The organism is Olivibacter sp. SA151 (assembly GCF_054130995.1).
This window is the reverse complement of record NZ_CP096391.1, coordinates 2416990-2432744: the sequence shown is the minus strand read 5'-3', so window position 1 is coordinate 2432744 and position 15755 is coordinate 2416990. Positions and strand designations below refer to the sequence as shown.

Genomic DNA, 15755 nt, shown 5'->3' with positions numbered 1-15755 from the left:
AACCGCAACGAGTTGATCCTTTATTGCATTTCCTAATCGTCTCGTAAAGATTCAACCGGATTAGCTAAGGATGCTCGAACCGCTTGCCAACTCAGTGTCAATAGCGCAATTATCATCGCCACCAATCCCGCAACGACAAATATCCACCATGGGATGTCCATTCGATAAGCAAAATTAGCTAACCATCTATTCATCATCCACCAGGCTACCGGTGAGGCAATTAAAATAGCCACGCAGATTAATTTAACGAAATCATTGGATAAAAGTCGCACTATATGCATGGTTGAAGCACCAAGCACTTTACGCACACCTAATTCCTTCACCCTTTGAGTGATGGTCAGCGCGATGAGGGCATACAAGCCAAGGCAAGAAATAAAGATTGCCAATAAGGTAAAATAGTTAAAAAATTGGGTTGTTATTTTGTCCTTTCGGTATTGCGCTGCATAGGCTTCATCTAAAAAGGTATAGTCGAAACTCCTGTTTGGAAAAAAACTAGTCCAAGCATCCTTTACTTTCGACAAACTATGAGAATTAACCCGAAGCGAGATCGTAGTAGCGGGAAATGTATTATAAATCATTACCAAGGGTTCTACTAGATTATGCATTGATTTATAATAAAAATTTTTCACAACACCCACTACTTTTCCTTTATGCCCAAATCCTTCTAAAGGTTGACCAATAGCCTCTTTCCACCCCATCTCATGCAGAAAACTTTCATTTACCAGAAATGCCTGCTCCCGATCCAGGTGTAAGCTGTCAGATAGGTTTCTCCCGGCAACAAAATGTAATTTTAGCAAGGGCGCAAAATAAGGATCGATCAAGAAATAATTAGACATTAACTCCCTTCGTTGGCCGTTGTTTTTTGCAAAGGTTGTAGCCATCGTCAGGTCATCGGCTTGTAAACCACTCCCCATGGTTACTCCTTCCACTTCGGGTAGTTGTTTTAAAGATTCATAGAATCCCTTAACCTTTGTTTGTTCGATTGAATCGACTGGAACACGTACACTTACTATCTGATTTAAATTAAAGCCTAAATCCGTATTCGTCACATATTCTACTTGTCGATAAACCACTATTGTACCAATAATCATTGCGGTAGCCATAGCAAACTGAACAATAACAATTCCTTTACGGAAGATTATTCCTTTTATACTTGTTTTAAAACTTTTTTTCAGCATCCCTATGGGCCCATATCGTGCTAACGTAAGGGATGGATAAATTGCTGCCAATAACGTAGTTAAAACAAATACACCTAGTAGAAAAAGACCATATTCTTGCCATTCAAAAGCGATAGCAGTCCCCAATAGGTGGTTAAAGTACGGAATTAACAACGACACCAACATAGTGGCAATCACCCAAGCTGTGGCGATCAACAAGAACGACTCGATCACAAATTGTCTGATCAATTGAATAGGTCGTGCTCCCGCCACCTTTCTGATCCCTACTTCCTTGTTCCTTTCCATAGCGGCGGCAGTTGATAAATTAACATAATTCAGTAGGGCAATAAGGAGTATAAGCAGCGCTAATAAGGAAAAGACATTGTTGAAATGCTTATTTCCCTTCACTGTATCCATCAGCTTTCCTTGACTAAAATGCACTGAAGCAAGCGGCTCCGTTTGGAAACGAATACGATAATCATTCGCACCGACACCGTTTAGTTCCGGTTGTACATATTGGGTTGCTATTCGTTGCAATTTAGATTCGAAGCGCTTCAGGTTCGTACCCTTTTTCAACAGAGCAAAAGTATAAACCGGAAAATCGAGATCAGTCCACATCCTTATGTCTGAAAAGTTAGCCGAAAGCAATCCTTCGATATGAAGATCCGTATTTGTTGGCAGATCAGCAATCACGCCTGTAATACGATGAGGTTTTCCATTGCATAGCAGAGTATTTCCGAACGCTTGGTCTGGACTATTAAAGTATTTCCTTGCGATGCTTTCCGTTAAAATCAACGTATTTGGTGCCGTCAACGCATGATGTGCCGAACCGACAATAAACGAGAAGGTAAAGATTGAGAACACCGATTGATCTGCTGCATAAAAACCTTTTTCCCGAATCAGTTCATTCTTATAAGGCACCACAGCGGGGGATGACTCAAGACGTACGACGGCCTCTGTTTCCGGATATTCACGCCGTATAATATCTGCTAAGGGATATGGGCTAGTAGCAAATGCTAAATCAGATTCAGGCGTATATAACGTAGTTGTTATACGTGTTATACGTTTAAAATGTAAGTTTTGTTGATCATATGTCAACTCGTAATGCACAAATAAAAAGATAAGCAGACAAGCACCGATTCCTATCGCTAAGCCAGCGATATTGATTGATGTATATAATTTATGTTTCCATAAATTACGCCAAGCAATGTTTATATGGTAACGCAACATAAGATTTTATCCCCGTAGTCATGCACAATAAATCTGCCATGGTAAAAAAGTCGCTTGAGACATCCTGTTCCCGGTTTTCGCTATAGGTGTTGTTCGAATCCGTACAGCATTGTGCGGATTCGAACATGTATCAGATACGAAACCAACCCCCCATATAAGCGTGGGGTATCTTATTGTTTGTGTCTGTTCAGAGGCACATCCATTGCTATCCCACGATCGCCTTGAGAGGCCAGCCAATTATCCAGTTGTCTGGCATATTTCTCAAGTAGACTGCGGTATTCCGGGTTTTCCGCTAAATTATTCAACTCATAAGGATCCCTTTTTAGGTCGTATAACTCCACTGCCGGACGATGAGCAATTCGCTCTATAAGTGGTACCGCCGACTTATCATTTTCCGCTTTTCGAACCCAGCTTGTCCATGCCAAATTGTCTTTGTCGGTATTCATCATATATTTAATATAATAGGTTGAGTCCGGCAATAAATTGCGGATATATTTATAATGAAGATCGCGAATACTTCTAATAGGATAAGCAGGCCCTTCCGGTATGTTATTGTGAATACCATAAGCAAAATCACGATGTGTGCTTGCCTTGTTTAATAAAACCTGCTTAAAGCTAAATCCGTCCAGTGCTTTTATAGACTTACCGCCCGCTATATCTAGCAAGGTTGGCATAATATCTTCATATTGAACAATCGCATCCGTTTTAGTACCCGCATCCACCTCGCCCGGCCATTTAACAATCATAGAACTTTTTTGTCCGTTGTCATACAGAGTCCATTTTCCTCCCGGAAATTGCGGACCTTGTTCGCCAAGAAAAATAACAATGGTATTGTCTTCCTTACCCGTTTCCTTTAATACGTTAATGATATCACCTACCTGATTATCCAGCCGACGTATTTCTGCCAAATAATTGCAGAATTGCCGACGTGTTAAATCTGTATCCACCCAATGAGGCGGTAGTTTTAATTTTGATGGGTCGAATTCCGTTGGATCTCCCACAGTCCATGGCGCATGAGGATTAATACTCATTACAAAAAGACAAAAGGGTTCTTCTTGTTTTATATAGCTCCTCACGCTATCTAAGGTATAATTATCTGTTTGAGACACACAATTCGGCTCAAAGCCACCTACCCGATCAAATGGAAATATGGAAACCGGCTTAGTAACGTGATCCTTACCGGCAAGACCGACCCGATAACCAACCGCATTCAGGTAATGGATGATGCTTTTTAGCTCCGGATAAACTTGTTTGTGATTTTGATAAGCGCCGTGTCTGGCGGGATACAGGCCGGTAAACAGTGAAGCTCTAGTAGGCACACACATAGCTTCGGAAGCAACAAGGGTATTGAACTTCATACCTTCGGAGGCTAGTTGGTCAATATATTTTGTCTTTATATTGACCCCACCATAGCAGCTCAATTGTTTGGAATCAAGGTCATCGGCCATTATTATTATAATATTCGGCTTTTCGTCTTTATTAAGAAGGGCCGCTTGCGCGCGTTGTAAACAAGCGACAAGCAAAGCTAAAAGCAAAAGAGCGTTTAAAATCCGTACTGAAATAAAGTTAGTGCGTAGTAAGATGATCATCATATGTCGTAAACATGGTTAATTGGCGGTGCTTATCCAAAGATAAGAAACATACAAAGGATAAGTTGATCAAAATTTAGCCGTTTTGTCTCAATTATTTACTGTGGTCTGTCAGTGTCCCCTTTTATTGAGTTCGGTCGTCATGCATATAATAAAAACATCATGTATGCACCGGAAAAAAAACATTTTACACGTAATCTCTAGTCCGCGCGGAGCAGAATCGCAAAGTATTCGTTTGGGGCGCGCTATCATTAAACGACTTCTAACAGCCTATCCGGAAAGTGAAGTCGTGGAAAACCATTTATTACAAGATCAGCCTTCGTTTTTGACAGTTTCCCATCTGTCGTCATTTTTTAACACAGCGAACAACAGATCCGAGGCAGAACGTCAGGCTATTATGTATTCCGACAAAATTCTTCAGGAAGTTAAAAGCGCCGATATTTTAGTCATAGGCGCACCGATGTATAACTTCACTATACATGCCGCATTAAAAGCTTGGATCGACCAGTTGGTTCGGCTGGGTGAATCCTTTCGATATCTGCCCGATGGTAAGCGTATTGGATTATTCCCGGATAAGCAGGCCTTTTTAGCCATTAGTACAGGAGGCCGCTATCCGGACAGCACTTCTGATCCCATTAAGAACTATATTGAAGATTATCTCTTTACGATTTTAGGTTTTATTGGAATCAATGACATAACTTCACTTCGAATAGAAGGTACTGCCGAAGCCGGATTTCAGGCGAATTACGATTTTATTACCCGCAATATCGTTGAAAAGACCGAACTTTAATACAAAAAGTTAGCGCGCTTGTCCTCTTTTGGAAATTTCATTCGTCGTAACAAGAAATAACGAAAATCATGAAAGAATTCACCTTACTTTTCAGGTTGAGTAGTCAATCAGACAAAAAACCGTCGCTCGAGCAATTACAGGAGCGAATGGCTTGGCTAGCCGGGCTAGCCGCTCAAAATAAACTGGTCAATAAAGGAAATACCTTATCCGTCACTGAAGCAAAAACGGTACACGCCGATCACGTTGTAACCGATGGTCCCTATACCGAAATAAAGGAATTTGTCAGCGGGTATCTCATCGTGCGAGCGGAAACAATCGAGGAGGCTGTTGAATTGGCCAAGACAAATCCGATCTTTAAGGTCGGAGGTAGCATCGAAATACGAGAAGTCGTGCAACTATACGAGCAAAAATCGTGAGCAATTTTTCAAAAGAAAACGAATTATCGCATCTTTTTAGATCTGAATATACGAAAATGACGGCAGTATTATGTCGTCATTTTGGGCTCGTCAACTTAGAAATAGCTGAAGATATCGTTAGTGATGCATTTTTAAAAGCCGCTGAATATTGGGGAGTAAACGGAATACCCGATAATCCGGCGGCTTGGTTGTATACCGTAGCAAAAAACAAAGCGAAAGATTTTATTAAACGAGATACGCTCTTTCAGTCTAAGCGTAACGCGATTAAGGAACTAAGTCAGTCGTTTATAGCAAGTGATTCTCTTATAGAGCGACAATATATTGCCGACAGCGTTTTAGCCATGATGTTTGCGGTATGCGACTCACACAATTCTCCCGAATCCCAAATATGCCTTGCTTTGCAGATACTTTCAGGTTTTAGTGTTGAGGAGCTTGCCCAGGCCTTCCTCACTAAAACGGAAACCATAAAAAAAAGACTGTATCGTGCCCGGAATAACCTACGAAAAATAAAATTTCGCATTAACGAACTGAATGAGCAGGAAATCAAAGCGCGTTCTGAAACGGTTCTGAAAGTGTTGTATTTACTTTATAATGAAGGTTATTATTCCAAAAGCAACAGTCAGATCATAAGAAAAGACTTATGCGCAGAAGCCATTCGCTTGGCCCTCTTATTATTGGAAAATCAAATAACAAATACCGCTCAAGCTAATGCCTTGATGGCTTTGATGTGCTATCAAAGTTCACGACTGGATGCCAGAATGGATGAGCATGGTGAGCCACTCCGCTTTGATGAGCAAGACCGGGAACGTTGGGACAGCAGCTTGATTGAAAGAGGGCATTACTATATGCTTGAAGCATGCCGTGGTAATGAGATGTCAAGTTATCATCTGGAGGCAAGTATTGCTTACTGGCACACCACCCTGCATACAGAAAAGTGGAAGAACATTCTTGATCTTTATGACCAGCTCCTCCAACTGGCCCCGACTCCACCAAGAACCTTAAACAGGTTTTTTGCTTATGGAAAAGTATATGGTCACGAAAAAGCCATCGAAGAATTAGAAAAAACCAAGTTAACACAACATGAGGGATGGCACGAGCTATTGGGTTATCTTTACGCATCAATTAATAAAGACCGTGCAATCGAGCATTACCAAAAAGCCATAAATAAAAAGCAATCTCCGGCTGCCAAAGAACAACTAATGAAAGAAATAATTCGACTAAGAGCAAAGCTTCCCATCTTGCGAGCACCGAAGTAACTATCATAAGAAATCTACCGGAAATGAATCGGAAACGGCCAGCCACTCAGGACAGCCTCCTGACAGACCGGCCGTTAAAACCTACGCTTCTCCTTAAATTTGCTGTGAAAAGACGGTAGCCGCTTCTTTATCCCGATATTCGTCGATTAACTTTTTGAGTTTATCTTTCAATTCTTCAATTGTCGTCTGATAAGCCTCGTCTTCGTAAACATTATGAAGTTCCTGTGGGTCTTTTTGCAAGTCATACAATTCCCAAGCATTCTGCCCTTTATAAAAACGCACCAATTTGTAACGCTCCGTGGTAACGCCAAAATGGGGAGACACGTGATGAGGCTCCGGAAATTCATAATAATGATAATAGCTCGCCTCTCGAGTTCTCACATCCCTTCCATTGGCCTGCAACACGGGAAGAAAGGACTGGCCCTGAATATCCTTTGGAACCGTTACACCCGCAATTTCAAGCAAAGTAGGCGCCCAATCGATATTCAATACATGCTGGTCAATCTTAGTGCCCGGATTTACTACGCCGGGGTACCGAATTAGAAACGGCGTTTTTAGTGACTCTTGATAGATAAAACGTTTATCAAACCAGCCATGTTCTCCCAGATAAAAGCCTTGATCCGAACCATAGATTACAATCGTGTTTTCTGCTAAGCCCTTTTCATCTAAATATGCCAACAACTTGCCGATGTTACGATCCAGTGCATTCGCAGTGGAGAGGTAATCTCTTATATAACGTTGGTATTTCCACTCAGTGAGGGCCTTCCCACTTAGCTTCTTTGAGTCAAATTCCTCCGATATTTTATTATAGTAGGTACTGAAACGCTCCTTTTGTGCATCAGTAAAACGATTATAGACACCATTTTTACTGACTCCGTAATCTAAATTCACCTTTAGATCTTGTTTTAAGCGCATCGTTTTTTCGATGGTCATATCCTGATCCGCTGCTGCTTTTCTTCCTGCATAAGCATCATAAAAAGTTTCCGGCAGGGGAAAATTAACATCATCGTAAGCTCCTAAGTCTTCTAGATCCGGTAGCCATTCGCGATGGGTAGCCTTCTCTCCTACCACTAAGAAAAACGGTTTATCTGTATCACGACTATCCAACCAGTTCGTCGCTAGATCTGTAATAATATTAGTTACATATCCCTCAATTCGGGTAGTATCATTCGCTTGGTTAATAAAATCGGGGTTGTAATAATGCCCTTGCCCAGGTAAGATATTCCAATAATCAAAGGCATCGCCGGGCAATGTCCCTAAGTGCCATTTACCGATCCAAGCGGTCTGATAGTCTGCTTGTTTTAACAAACGACTAAAGAGTTGTTGCTCTACATTGAATTTCCCTTCATTGCCCAAGTAACCATTTTCATGACTGTATTTTCCGGTCAGTAAATTTGCTCTGCTAGGTCCGCAGATCGAATTCGTTACTAAGAAATTATTAAAGATAGCCCCTTCCTTTGCAATGCGATCAATATTCGGTGTGCGTGCATATTTACTACCATAGGCACCGATTGCTTGGTAAGCGTGATCATCGGAAAAAATGAATATAATATTGGGTTTTTGCTGTTTATCTTCTGACTTTTTTGTATTTTGATTACAGCTAGCCAGCGCAATTCCGAATGCAAGCAAGCAAATACTAATTTTTTTCACCATAATTTTATTTATCGTTCACCGCTAAATCTACAATATTTTTTTCAAATGCGGTGTCAGCATCTCCTTTGTTTATAGGTATATAGATCTTGATTTGAAGAACAAACTACTTAGGATGTGGCCCACTGCCTTCGATGCACTTTATTAATAAGCACTTCGCGGTTCGTCACATTCTTACGCGCTTCACTAATTGACTATGTGAGATTATGATAACAATTATCGAACAAATAAGCAATATACCTATCATTTTTTCTCAAAAAACAGGGTTTTTCCTGTGCCATTTACAGTATTCCACCTGTAGATTATTTCTCCGTTTTTCCCAATCTTTGCATCACAAAAAAAACAAATACTATCTATGGACAAGCATTATGGAGAAATTATCGAAATGACGATTCGAAGAAACGGTTACAGTATCAGTGAATTGAGTCGGATGATGAAAGTAAACAGACGATCGATTTATAATTGGTTTGCTCAGGCAAGATTCAAACCTGAGATCATCTTTAAAATCGGAGTCGCAATTCGTCATGATTTTTCTAAAGAATTTCCCGAACTATTCACCTCTGAAGACTTTCAACGCGAAATTGAAAAAAGTAAGCAGAACTTTTCAGCCACCATTCAACAGGTGGAAGAGATCTCTTATTGGAAAGACAAATACATCAGCCTTTTGGAAGAGTATAATGTTGCCTTAGCAAGACAAACACAACAATTTGGTAGAACTACCGTCCTAGCCTAAAACGAGTAAAAACGAGAAAGAGGGTGTTCACAAGAAAGGTGACGTTCAACCCGTCACCCTTTAGACACCCTCCTTTCTTTTTTCTTAAAACTTCCAAATTTCATCTACACATAAATCAATAACTTTTTCTTTCATTAGCTATTGTACAGAAGGAGGTGATTCAATATTCTTTCTGACGCATTCGTCTCCATTCCATCGCATAAATTCATAATTTTGCTCTTCACGTGAAAGCAAATTAGTCTGATAAAAATCGGAAAATATTTCTTTTATTTGCAAAAACATCTATTAGTATGAATAGCAAGAGTTGCCTTCCCCCGCCAACCTGTTAGTTTTTCAACATGAACTTGCGTACCCGGGTTATAAGAATCCGCCGTTGTAATACGCATATCATTTATAAAAAAACGTTAACCGTCATCAATAAATAGGCAATTCAAATGAAAAAATCATATCTGCTATTACATATTGCTGTAATTCTGGCTGGCTTCACGGGTATCTTCGGAAAACTTATTACCCTCAATGAAGGGCTCCTCGTATGGTATCGAATGCTCTTTGCTTCCCTTATTCTTTTCGTCATTCTTCGTTTTACGCGCAAAGGCCGAATGCTTCATTTTCGAGAAAAAATAGCGATCGGAAAGGTCGGACTTTTACTGATGACCCATTGGGTGCTGTTTTATGCAAGCATCAAGTATGCTAACGTATCCATTGGCGTCGTATGCTACTGCCTCACCAGCTTCTTCACAGCTATTTTCGAACCGCTAATCAATAAAAAAAAGTTTGTACCTACGGAACTTGTCCTGAGTGCTTTGACGTTGCTCGGTATCAGCTTAATCTTTCATTTTGACACCTCTTATCAACTCGGTATTCTGATTGGAACGATCTCTTCCTCCTTTGCAGCACTTTATACTATTTTTAATGAACGACTGGTCAAAAATTATGACAGTAAAGTCATTAACTATTATCAGATGATTAGCGGAACTTGTGTTTTAGCGTTGTTAATGCCATTGTATCTCCGTTATTTTCCAACAGACAATCTATTTCCCGGTCTAACCGATCTCCTATACCTGCTTTTCTTAGCACTATTCTGTACCGTCCTTTTATATATGCTATTTGCAGAGAGTTTAAAACAGATCTCCGCATTCACCGTCAACTTGAGTTTTAATCTGGAACCGATATACGCCATAATACTGGCATTCTGGCTATTTAATGAAGGTAAGGAAGTGAACCTATCGTTTTATGTGGGTTGCACTTTCGTGATGACGTCGGTTGTACTACAATCATTAATCGCTCGGAGAAAACGGTTGAAGACGGCAAGAATCAAATCGTAAGAATTATTCCGTATTGATCCTAAACCTCATTTCCGTTGATAGTCCATCATGGCGAAATTAAAAAGTCTAACCGCTCTACTATCTCAACCGACTAGACAGACCTACCAACGCCTTCGCGGGCTAATTTTGAACGATTTGAATAATTGTCGCGTAGCAGGGCCTACTCCCGCTACTTGCTCATGTTCAACCGATGAATATCTTCTTCCGCAGTCTTCGAAACAATTTCTAGGTAGTGATCCAAGCGCTCTTTACCCACTTGATAAATCGGGCTTAAGTAAGTCGTGTACACCGGCGTAATTCCACAAAACTCCAAGGTCCCTTCCTTCAGCTGTAAAAAAGCGGAACCTTTATACTGTTCAATATAATCCTCTTCCGATGTATCAGCAGTACAGATAATTCGAGCCGTCCTGCCACTGAATAATTTATTATAAGAACCATCTTCTCTGCTTTCAAAAGCAATCGTTGGAAGGAAGAGTCGGTCAATAAAACCTTTCATCACAGCCGGATAACTCCACCACCATAAAGGATGAACCCAAACCAGATGATCACTCCATAAAATATTGTCTAAGGCCATCAATAGATCCGGTTCTAATTCCATACGTTTTCTATAACCATACTTGAGATTGGGATCGAAATCGAGCTCTCCCAGCATGAGACTGCGCACATTTGCACCAAAAGAAACCGCTGTATCTATATAGCGGTCGGCAATCAATTGGTTAAAACTTTCTTTGTCAGGATGACCGTTAATCACTAAAATATTCTTTTTTTCCATTATATTTAAATTGTATATCAAAAAATAGGTCAAATGACCAAAACAAAAATAGGTCAAATGACCTATAAAGCAAAATTGATTTATCTTCTTTATGTCAAAAAGAGAAAACGTAACGGCCGACATTCTTAAACAGACGATAGCGATTTTAAAAGCAGAAGGAAGTAGTGGTGTAACGATGCGACAGGTTGCGAATAAAACGGGTATAACACTTAGTAATTTGCAATACTATTTCCCGGATCGGACTAAGCTATTTCAAGCAATGTGCGAATTTTTCTTTCGGCAATGTGAGAAAACAATACTCAGTGAACTGTCTACCATCAATGTAAACGATCGTGCATCCACTAACGGCTTCATTAAAAAATTACTTGAGATGTTGATTGTAGACGGAATTAACGATTATGATCATAGCATTTTTCGAGAGCTCTGGGCCCTTATGTTGAGAGACAAGGAACTCGCCGAAACCGTTCATCGCTTCTACAGGAATTATGCGAACTGGTTGGTTCAATTGATTTCGCAATTTACTCCCTGTCCTGAAAAAGTAGTATCATTATTGATTCCTTACGCGGATGGTTATGAGATCATGGGCGCAGATTTACCGCTCGAACGGAACGCAATTGTGGAGATGCTGTCTGAAATTATATCACAGATGACGAGGAAGAAATGACCACCCTTTATGAGGCCTTCGAAATAGACGAGCTTTTAAACGTTTACGCGTTTATAGCTAATAAGTCCAGGTATCGTCTTTTTTTCCTCCAAGACGCCGGTCCGCGCAAAGTTTGCCCATACGGTACGCAGACGTCTTCCGGCAAGGCGTAGCTCTTCAGGCGAGCTTCCCTTGCAAAACAACGCATTCTTCCATAGCTGCTCATTACCGAATAAAAGCGGGATATCAATCACATGCGCTCCTCTAAAGTTATTTTTCTTCTCGCCCCAATCAATCTGATATTCATACACTTGCCTATGGCCGCTTGCCATTAATTCTGTAAAAGCTCTTCCTGAAGTTCGGTACACGCTATCTGTGGTCTTACGGATCAGCCATTCTAACATCGCTTTACCGAACACAGGCACGTAAGATAAGTGTTGCACCAGCTTAATATAGGGAGCAAAAAGCGCTGTTTCGCGGTTTGTCCACCCGATCAGTATATCCCATTGATTTGCCCTTTTTCGCCAAACCTCTTCTGTCCTTTCTTCGTGAGGAAGTGGCTCAAATCCATATTGGACACCAAAAGGCATTCCCCCCTTCAATCCTACCCGTTTCATGGAAAATAGCATCGTATTCTGTATATCCAAAAGCTTGTTTATCGGTGAATTTTTGGGGAAAGCAGCCACTTTCTTTATCAAGGTTTCAGTAAGTGATGCTTTTCCCTTCCTGATCCCTAAAGGTGCGCTTTGAATGATGACTCTATGAAATAGATTTTCTACGCCCTCCGCTAACATCAGGTGCGCAATGGCATCGCCACCCGCTGACTGACCAAAAAGGGTAATATTTTCCGGATTTCCACCAAACGCGTCAATATGCCTTTTTATCCACCGTAACGCAGCTATAATGTCAAGCAGTCCCAGATTCGCCGGTATATCATTATATCCCCCTAAAAAACCAAATAAACCTAATCGATAAGTCACATTAACAACCACCACCTGCTGTTCACTGACAAGCAAGGCTGGGTCGTAAGCTGTCATATCCCCTGCACCGGTAAGATATGAACCTCCATGAATCCAGACCATTACCGGCAAGCCCGCTGATACAGGGGTACTAGCGGGAATTGTAATCGACAAGTGCTGACAATTCTCATTCAGGGGCAATTCATCCATCATATCCATGCCAAACACCTCCTTTAATACAGGAGAAAAGGATTGTGGACAAGCCGGCGACCAGTTGGTCGCCATATAAGGTTCTTTACTGCCCAAACCGATTATCTCCCGGGGCTTTTCATAGCGCTCTGCTATCGCATAGGGAATACCTGTCGCCCTTATAACAGCTCCATCCTGCCATCCCTGTATCGTGCCCGCTAACGTTCTAAAACTCGTATTGGTCATTTATGATTTAAGGCAACTTATGTATACCTTATAGCTGCGAATATAGGAAATAGTCGTTATATATGACCTTAACTTATCTTTTAGAAGCGTTCCAACAAACCTATGTGTTTCTTCACCGTCTCACGCCTCCATTTACCGATTATTTTCTGCTGTTCACCTATTTCTTCTCGGTCAAGCGCAATCCACTTCCTAGATTTGAATCAACAAGATAAATATCAAGATGTTGTTCAAAGCAAAACATGCAAGCACCCAACGCTGTCCGCCATAGGACAGATGATGTACGTTTTCGTACAGAAACGAGAACAGCTTAAACACATAAGTAACTACAAGACAACATTTTAAATAAAGCGGAACAATTATATCATGCACTTGGCATAGAACACTAAAAAATTAACTCGATAAAATTTACAATTATGAAAACGTTCATCACCTCCATCATCGCAACTATTGTATTAACAGGTACTGTTGCATTTTCTGCAACACCTAAACCGGCCAAACGCTCCAATATAGCAGCTATTAATCAAACCTTAGATCGTTATTCAGATGCTGTAACCAATGGACAGCTTACTAACATAGAGCAACTATTTAGTGAACAGTTTCATCAGCGCATTGTGCAAAGAAAAAAGGGTAATAGCTTTAACAAAAAACAGCTAGTCAGTTTCTTAAAAAACCAACGAAATATACAGCAGAATTGCAAAACGGATTATAGTATCTTAGAAGAAAACGATGGCGTAACGATTGCTAAAATCGAAATGAAATACAAAGAGTTTTCACGCATCGATTATGTGACCATCTCGCAAACCGATCAAGGCTATCAGATCAGCCAGGTTATAAGTACCTTCGAATAAAACTGTCCATTATAAAAAATATGGAAGGCTCCGTCTTTTAGCGGGGCCTTCTTAAGCGCCATCTAAACATAGAGATACCGGTTTTAATTTGCCGAGTTAACTTTGCAGATAACTTTCAATCCTATGTGCAAATTCTCTTAATAAACTCGGGTCGACACGCTTTGCTTGAAAACGACAGGCCTCCTTTTGTGGAAACTCAAAAGTAACTTGCTCGTTCATAATGTCAACCATACATAATTGCATGCCCTGTATCGATGTTATATTGACGTTGTAAAAGTCACCCCTTACTTTCATCCAAAAATTTTGCATAATTTGTTCAATTAAAATCCTACCCTTTACCTTTCGGTATACACTCTCTTTATAACGATTCCACTATTAAAAATGTAACAAGCTGTTCACAATTTTCATAAGCTTTTAATGTCAGCGCAAATTCATTGCCGGTGATTCAGTTGACGCTCTATTCTATAAAAGAGTTATAGGGTATTTAAACTCTTCTTATTGCCGTCGTAACTAACAAGGAAGAAAACAATGTATGTCAACCAATGTGCTTAATTTTAGGATAGATCATCATGGGCACCAAATACCATGCCCCAATACGTTGAATAAAGTCAACGTATTGGGGCATCTAAAGACGCCCTGCTGCCAAAGCGGCCTCCTGCATATGATTTACGCACAAATTGGCAAAATATAACCGTATTGTCAGCAGAAGACAATAAAAGCTGAATGAATGCGTTATAAGCTACAGTTATGCATTTTAGGTTACCATTCGGGATCCAAACAACCATAGCACCTAACTGAATATTTAAGTATCAAATGAATAAGCATCACGGGGAGATCATCGAGCGAACCATCCGAAGAAACGGCTATAGTATTACGGACCTAAGTCGAACGATCAATGTCAATAGACGATCTATGTACAACTGGTTCAGTCAACCCAAACTGAGACGGGATATCATATTGAAAATCGGCAAAGCACTCAATTATGACTTTTCCTTTGAGTTTCCGGAATTGTTTTCCACCGAAGATTTTCATACAACCACACCATTGGTCCCGACAGTTCAGAAAGACAACGATATTACGGATTTAGAGAGTGTCACCTACTGGAAGGAAAAATACATACAAGTATTGGAAGAATATAACCGTGTGTTAAAAGAAATCAATTCATCCAAAACAACTCGTCCTACGTCGCGCAGCAAAACAATAAAAACACGTTCTTTCTTATAATTGCAAACTCGCTTAGATTAACCCTCGCTAGCCAAAGCCCATTTGGTTAAATCATGAGAAAGCATGCTATTTAAAACCAAAAACTCGGGAATTGTGAACGCATTAGCGGCGGTTTGCTGCGCTATGGAAAAACAAAAAAATAGGGTTCGACTAAGCTTAGCTTAAAATTATATGCGATATTTACCTGTTGATAAATAAAAACATATGCCTATTCATGTTGCAATAACCCGAAAAATTTTACCGGGAAAAGAAGAAGAATTTAAAGAAGCACTGCGTCAGTTTTTAGGTGATTCATTTGCGCACGGCGGCGTACATGGCGCGGCCATGATTACCGCGCTTCCAGGTACGGAAAACCGAGAAATCGGCATTCTCCGTACCTTTAAAGATGAGGCTGAACGAGATGCTTTCTATCGTTCGGATGCGTTTAAAAAATGGGAAGCTTATGCGTCAAGCGTCACCGAAGATACACTGTACCGCGAGCTTAACGGCCTTGAAGCCTGGTTCCGTTCTCCTGTGCCACCACCAAGGTGGAAAATGGCGATTGCCACTTTTTGCGGTGTTCTGCCAACAAGTACATTTTTGTCATTCGCACTTGGCCCTTTCATAAAAAATGTGCCTATCATTGCCCGCCTCTTTATCATGGCGATTCTGATGGTGTTACTTTTAACATGGGTAGTTATGCCCACCTTGACGAAGTGGATGAAACCTTGGCTCAGACCTTGACTATT

At 40.6% G+C, this 15755-nt stretch carries 15 protein-coding genes; 9 read left to right on the top strand and 6 right to left on the bottom strand.

All coding sequences use genetic code 11. The features are described from left to right. Positions 1 to 32 precede the first annotated feature (32 nt). Together M1D52_RS10005 and M1D52_RS10000 are read right to left on the bottom strand one after the other, a co-directional pair. Complete coding sequence (locus M1D52_RS10005; RefSeq protein WP_437392466.1) at positions 33 to 2387, bottom strand: ABC transporter permease; 2355 nt, start codon at positions 2385 to 2387, stop codon at positions 33 to 35. Positions 2388 to 2557: 170 nt separating this feature from the next. After that, positions 2558 to 3979 carry a sulfatase family protein gene (locus M1D52_RS10000; protein WP_437392465.1) on the bottom strand — a complete coding sequence of 474 codons (1422 nt, stop codon included), beginning with the start codon at positions 3977 to 3979 and terminating at the stop codon, positions 2558 to 2560. Between the two features lie 163 nt (positions 3980 to 4142). On the opposite strand from M1D52_RS10000, the gene M1D52_RS09995 reads away from it, so the two are divergent. The 3 genes from M1D52_RS09995 (at position 4143) to M1D52_RS09985 (ending at position 6438) form a co-directional block, all read left to right on the top strand. After that, complete coding sequence (locus M1D52_RS09995) at positions 4143 to 4766, top strand: FMN-dependent NADH-azoreductase (protein WP_013667551.1); 624 nt, start codon at positions 4143 to 4145, stop codon at positions 4764 to 4766. 68 nt (positions 4767 to 4834) lie between these two features. Continuing rightward, positions 4835 to 5182, top strand: coding sequence for a YciI family protein (locus M1D52_RS09990; RefSeq protein WP_013667552.1), 348 nt, complete (start codon positions 4835 to 4837; stop codon positions 5180 to 5182). Next, positions 5179 to 6438, top strand: coding sequence for an RNA polymerase sigma factor (locus tag M1D52_RS09985; protein WP_437392464.1), 1260 nt, complete (start codon positions 5179 to 5181; stop codon positions 6436 to 6438). Before M1D52_RS09990 ends, M1D52_RS09985 begins: the two co-directional genes overlap by 4 nt. Positions 6439 to 6531: 93 nt before the next feature. Here the strand turns inward: M1D52_RS09985 and M1D52_RS09980 are convergent, their stop codons facing one another. After that, a complete protein-coding gene (locus M1D52_RS09980; protein ID WP_437363630.1) occupies positions 6532 to 8091 on the bottom strand; it encodes a sulfatase family protein in 1560 nt (519 codons plus the stop codon). Between the two features lie 352 nt (positions 8092 to 8443). Here M1D52_RS09980 and M1D52_RS09975 point away from each other — a divergent pair, with 352 nt between their 5' ends. Further along, positions 8444 to 8821 carry a hypothetical protein gene (locus M1D52_RS09975; protein ID WP_013667555.1) on the top strand — a complete coding sequence of 126 codons (378 nt, stop codon included), beginning with the start codon at positions 8444 to 8446 and terminating at the stop codon, positions 8819 to 8821. A gap of 434 nt (positions 8822 to 9255) precedes the next feature. Then, complete coding sequence (locus M1D52_RS09970; protein ID WP_437392463.1) at positions 9256 to 10146, top strand: DMT family transporter; 891 nt, start codon at positions 9256 to 9258, stop codon at positions 10144 to 10146. 169 nt (positions 10147 to 10315) lie between these two features. Here the strand turns inward: M1D52_RS09970 and M1D52_RS09965 are convergent, their stop codons facing one another. Further along, positions 10316 to 10918 carry an NAD(P)H-dependent oxidoreductase gene (locus tag M1D52_RS09965; RefSeq protein WP_013667557.1) on the bottom strand — a complete coding sequence of 201 codons (603 nt, stop codon included), beginning with the start codon at positions 10916 to 10918 and terminating at the stop codon, positions 10316 to 10318. A 91-nt stretch (positions 10919 to 11009) separates the two neighbouring features. Here M1D52_RS09965 and M1D52_RS09960 point away from each other — a divergent pair, with 91 nt between their 5' ends. Further along, positions 11010 to 11582 (top strand): TetR/AcrR family transcriptional regulator, encoded by a 573-nt coding sequence (locus tag M1D52_RS09960; protein WP_130855324.1) that lies wholly within the window; start codon positions 11010 to 11012, stop codon positions 11580 to 11582. A gap of 35 nt (positions 11583 to 11617) precedes the next feature. Here the strand turns inward: M1D52_RS09960 and M1D52_RS09955 are convergent, their stop codons facing one another. Then, positions 11618 to 12955 (bottom strand): carboxylesterase family protein, encoded by a 1338-nt coding sequence (locus M1D52_RS09955; protein WP_437392462.1) that lies wholly within the window; start codon positions 12953 to 12955, stop codon positions 11618 to 11620. 413 nt (positions 12956 to 13368) lie between these two features. Between M1D52_RS09955 and M1D52_RS09950 the strand changes: the two genes are divergently transcribed. Next, complete coding sequence (locus M1D52_RS09950; RefSeq protein WP_437392461.1) at positions 13369 to 13803, top strand: nuclear transport factor 2 family protein; 435 nt, start codon at positions 13369 to 13371, stop codon at positions 13801 to 13803. A gap of 96 nt (positions 13804 to 13899) precedes the next feature. Here the strand turns inward: M1D52_RS09950 and M1D52_RS09945 are convergent, their stop codons facing one another. Beyond that, complete coding sequence (locus M1D52_RS09945; protein ID WP_130855321.1) at positions 13900 to 14112, bottom strand: hypothetical protein; 213 nt, start codon at positions 14110 to 14112, stop codon at positions 13900 to 13902. A gap of 504 nt (positions 14113 to 14616) precedes the next feature. Here M1D52_RS09945 and M1D52_RS09940 point away from each other — a divergent pair. Beyond that, positions 14617 to 15027: a helix-turn-helix transcriptional regulator gene (locus tag M1D52_RS09940; protein ID WP_013667562.1), complete on the top strand. Its 411-nt coding sequence runs from the start codon at positions 14617 to 14619 to the stop codon at positions 15025 to 15027. Positions 15028 to 15231: 204 nt separating this feature from the next. Then, positions 15232 to 15750 carry an antibiotic biosynthesis monooxygenase gene (locus tag M1D52_RS09935; protein ID WP_437363641.1) on the top strand — a complete coding sequence of 173 codons (519 nt, stop codon included), beginning with the start codon at positions 15232 to 15234 and terminating at the stop codon, positions 15748 to 15750. Positions 15751 to 15755: the final 5 nt, after the last annotated feature.

What these genes read in the sequence shown, in the direction of transcription:
- M1D52_RS10005 (WP_437392466.1), bottom strand. Translation starts at nt 2,387, where the DNA reads ATGTTGCGTTACCATATAAACATTGCTTGGCGTAATTTATGGAAACAT.
- M1D52_RS10000 (WP_437392465.1), bottom strand. Translation starts at nt 3,979, where the DNA reads ATGATGATCATCTTACTACGCACTAACTTTATTTCAGTACGGATTTTA.
- M1D52_RS09995 (WP_013667551.1), top strand. Translation starts at nt 4,143, where the DNA reads ATGCACCGGAAAAAAAACATTTTACACGTAATCTCTAGTCCGCGCGGA.
- M1D52_RS09990 (WP_013667552.1), top strand. Translation starts at nt 4,835, where the DNA reads ATGAAAGAATTCACCTTACTTTTCAGGTTGAGTAGTCAATCAGACAAA.
- M1D52_RS09980 (WP_437363630.1), bottom strand. Translation starts at nt 8,091, where the DNA reads ATGGTGAAAAAAATTAGTATTTGCTTGCTTGCATTCGGAATTGCGCTG.
- M1D52_RS09975 (WP_013667555.1), top strand. Translation starts at nt 8,444, where the DNA reads ATGGACAAGCATTATGGAGAAATTATCGAAATGACGATTCGAAGAAAC.
- M1D52_RS09970 (WP_437392463.1), top strand. Translation starts at nt 9,256, where the DNA reads ATGAAAAAATCATATCTGCTATTACATATTGCTGTAATTCTGGCTGGC.
- M1D52_RS09965 (WP_013667557.1), bottom strand. Translation starts at nt 10,918, where the DNA reads ATGGAAAAAAAGAATATTTTAGTGATTAACGGTCATCCTGACAAAGAA.
- M1D52_RS09960 (WP_130855324.1), top strand. Translation starts at nt 11,010, where the DNA reads ATGTCAAAAAGAGAAAACGTAACGGCCGACATTCTTAAACAGACGATA.
- M1D52_RS09955 (WP_437392462.1), bottom strand. Translation starts at nt 12,955, where the DNA reads ATGACCAATACGAGTTTTAGAACGTTAGCGGGCACGATACAGGGATGG.
- M1D52_RS09950 (WP_437392461.1), top strand. Translation starts at nt 13,369, where the DNA reads ATGAAAACGTTCATCACCTCCATCATCGCAACTATTGTATTAACAGGT.
- M1D52_RS09945 (WP_130855321.1), bottom strand. Translation starts at nt 14,112, where the DNA reads ATGCAAAATTTTTGGATGAAAGTAAGGGGTGACTTTTACAACGTCAAT.
- M1D52_RS09940 (WP_013667562.1), top strand. Translation starts at nt 14,617, where the DNA reads ATGAATAAGCATCACGGGGAGATCATCGAGCGAACCATCCGAAGAAAC.
- M1D52_RS09935 (WP_437363641.1), top strand. Translation starts at nt 15,232, where the DNA reads ATGCCTATTCATGTTGCAATAACCCGAAAAATTTTACCGGGAAAAGAA.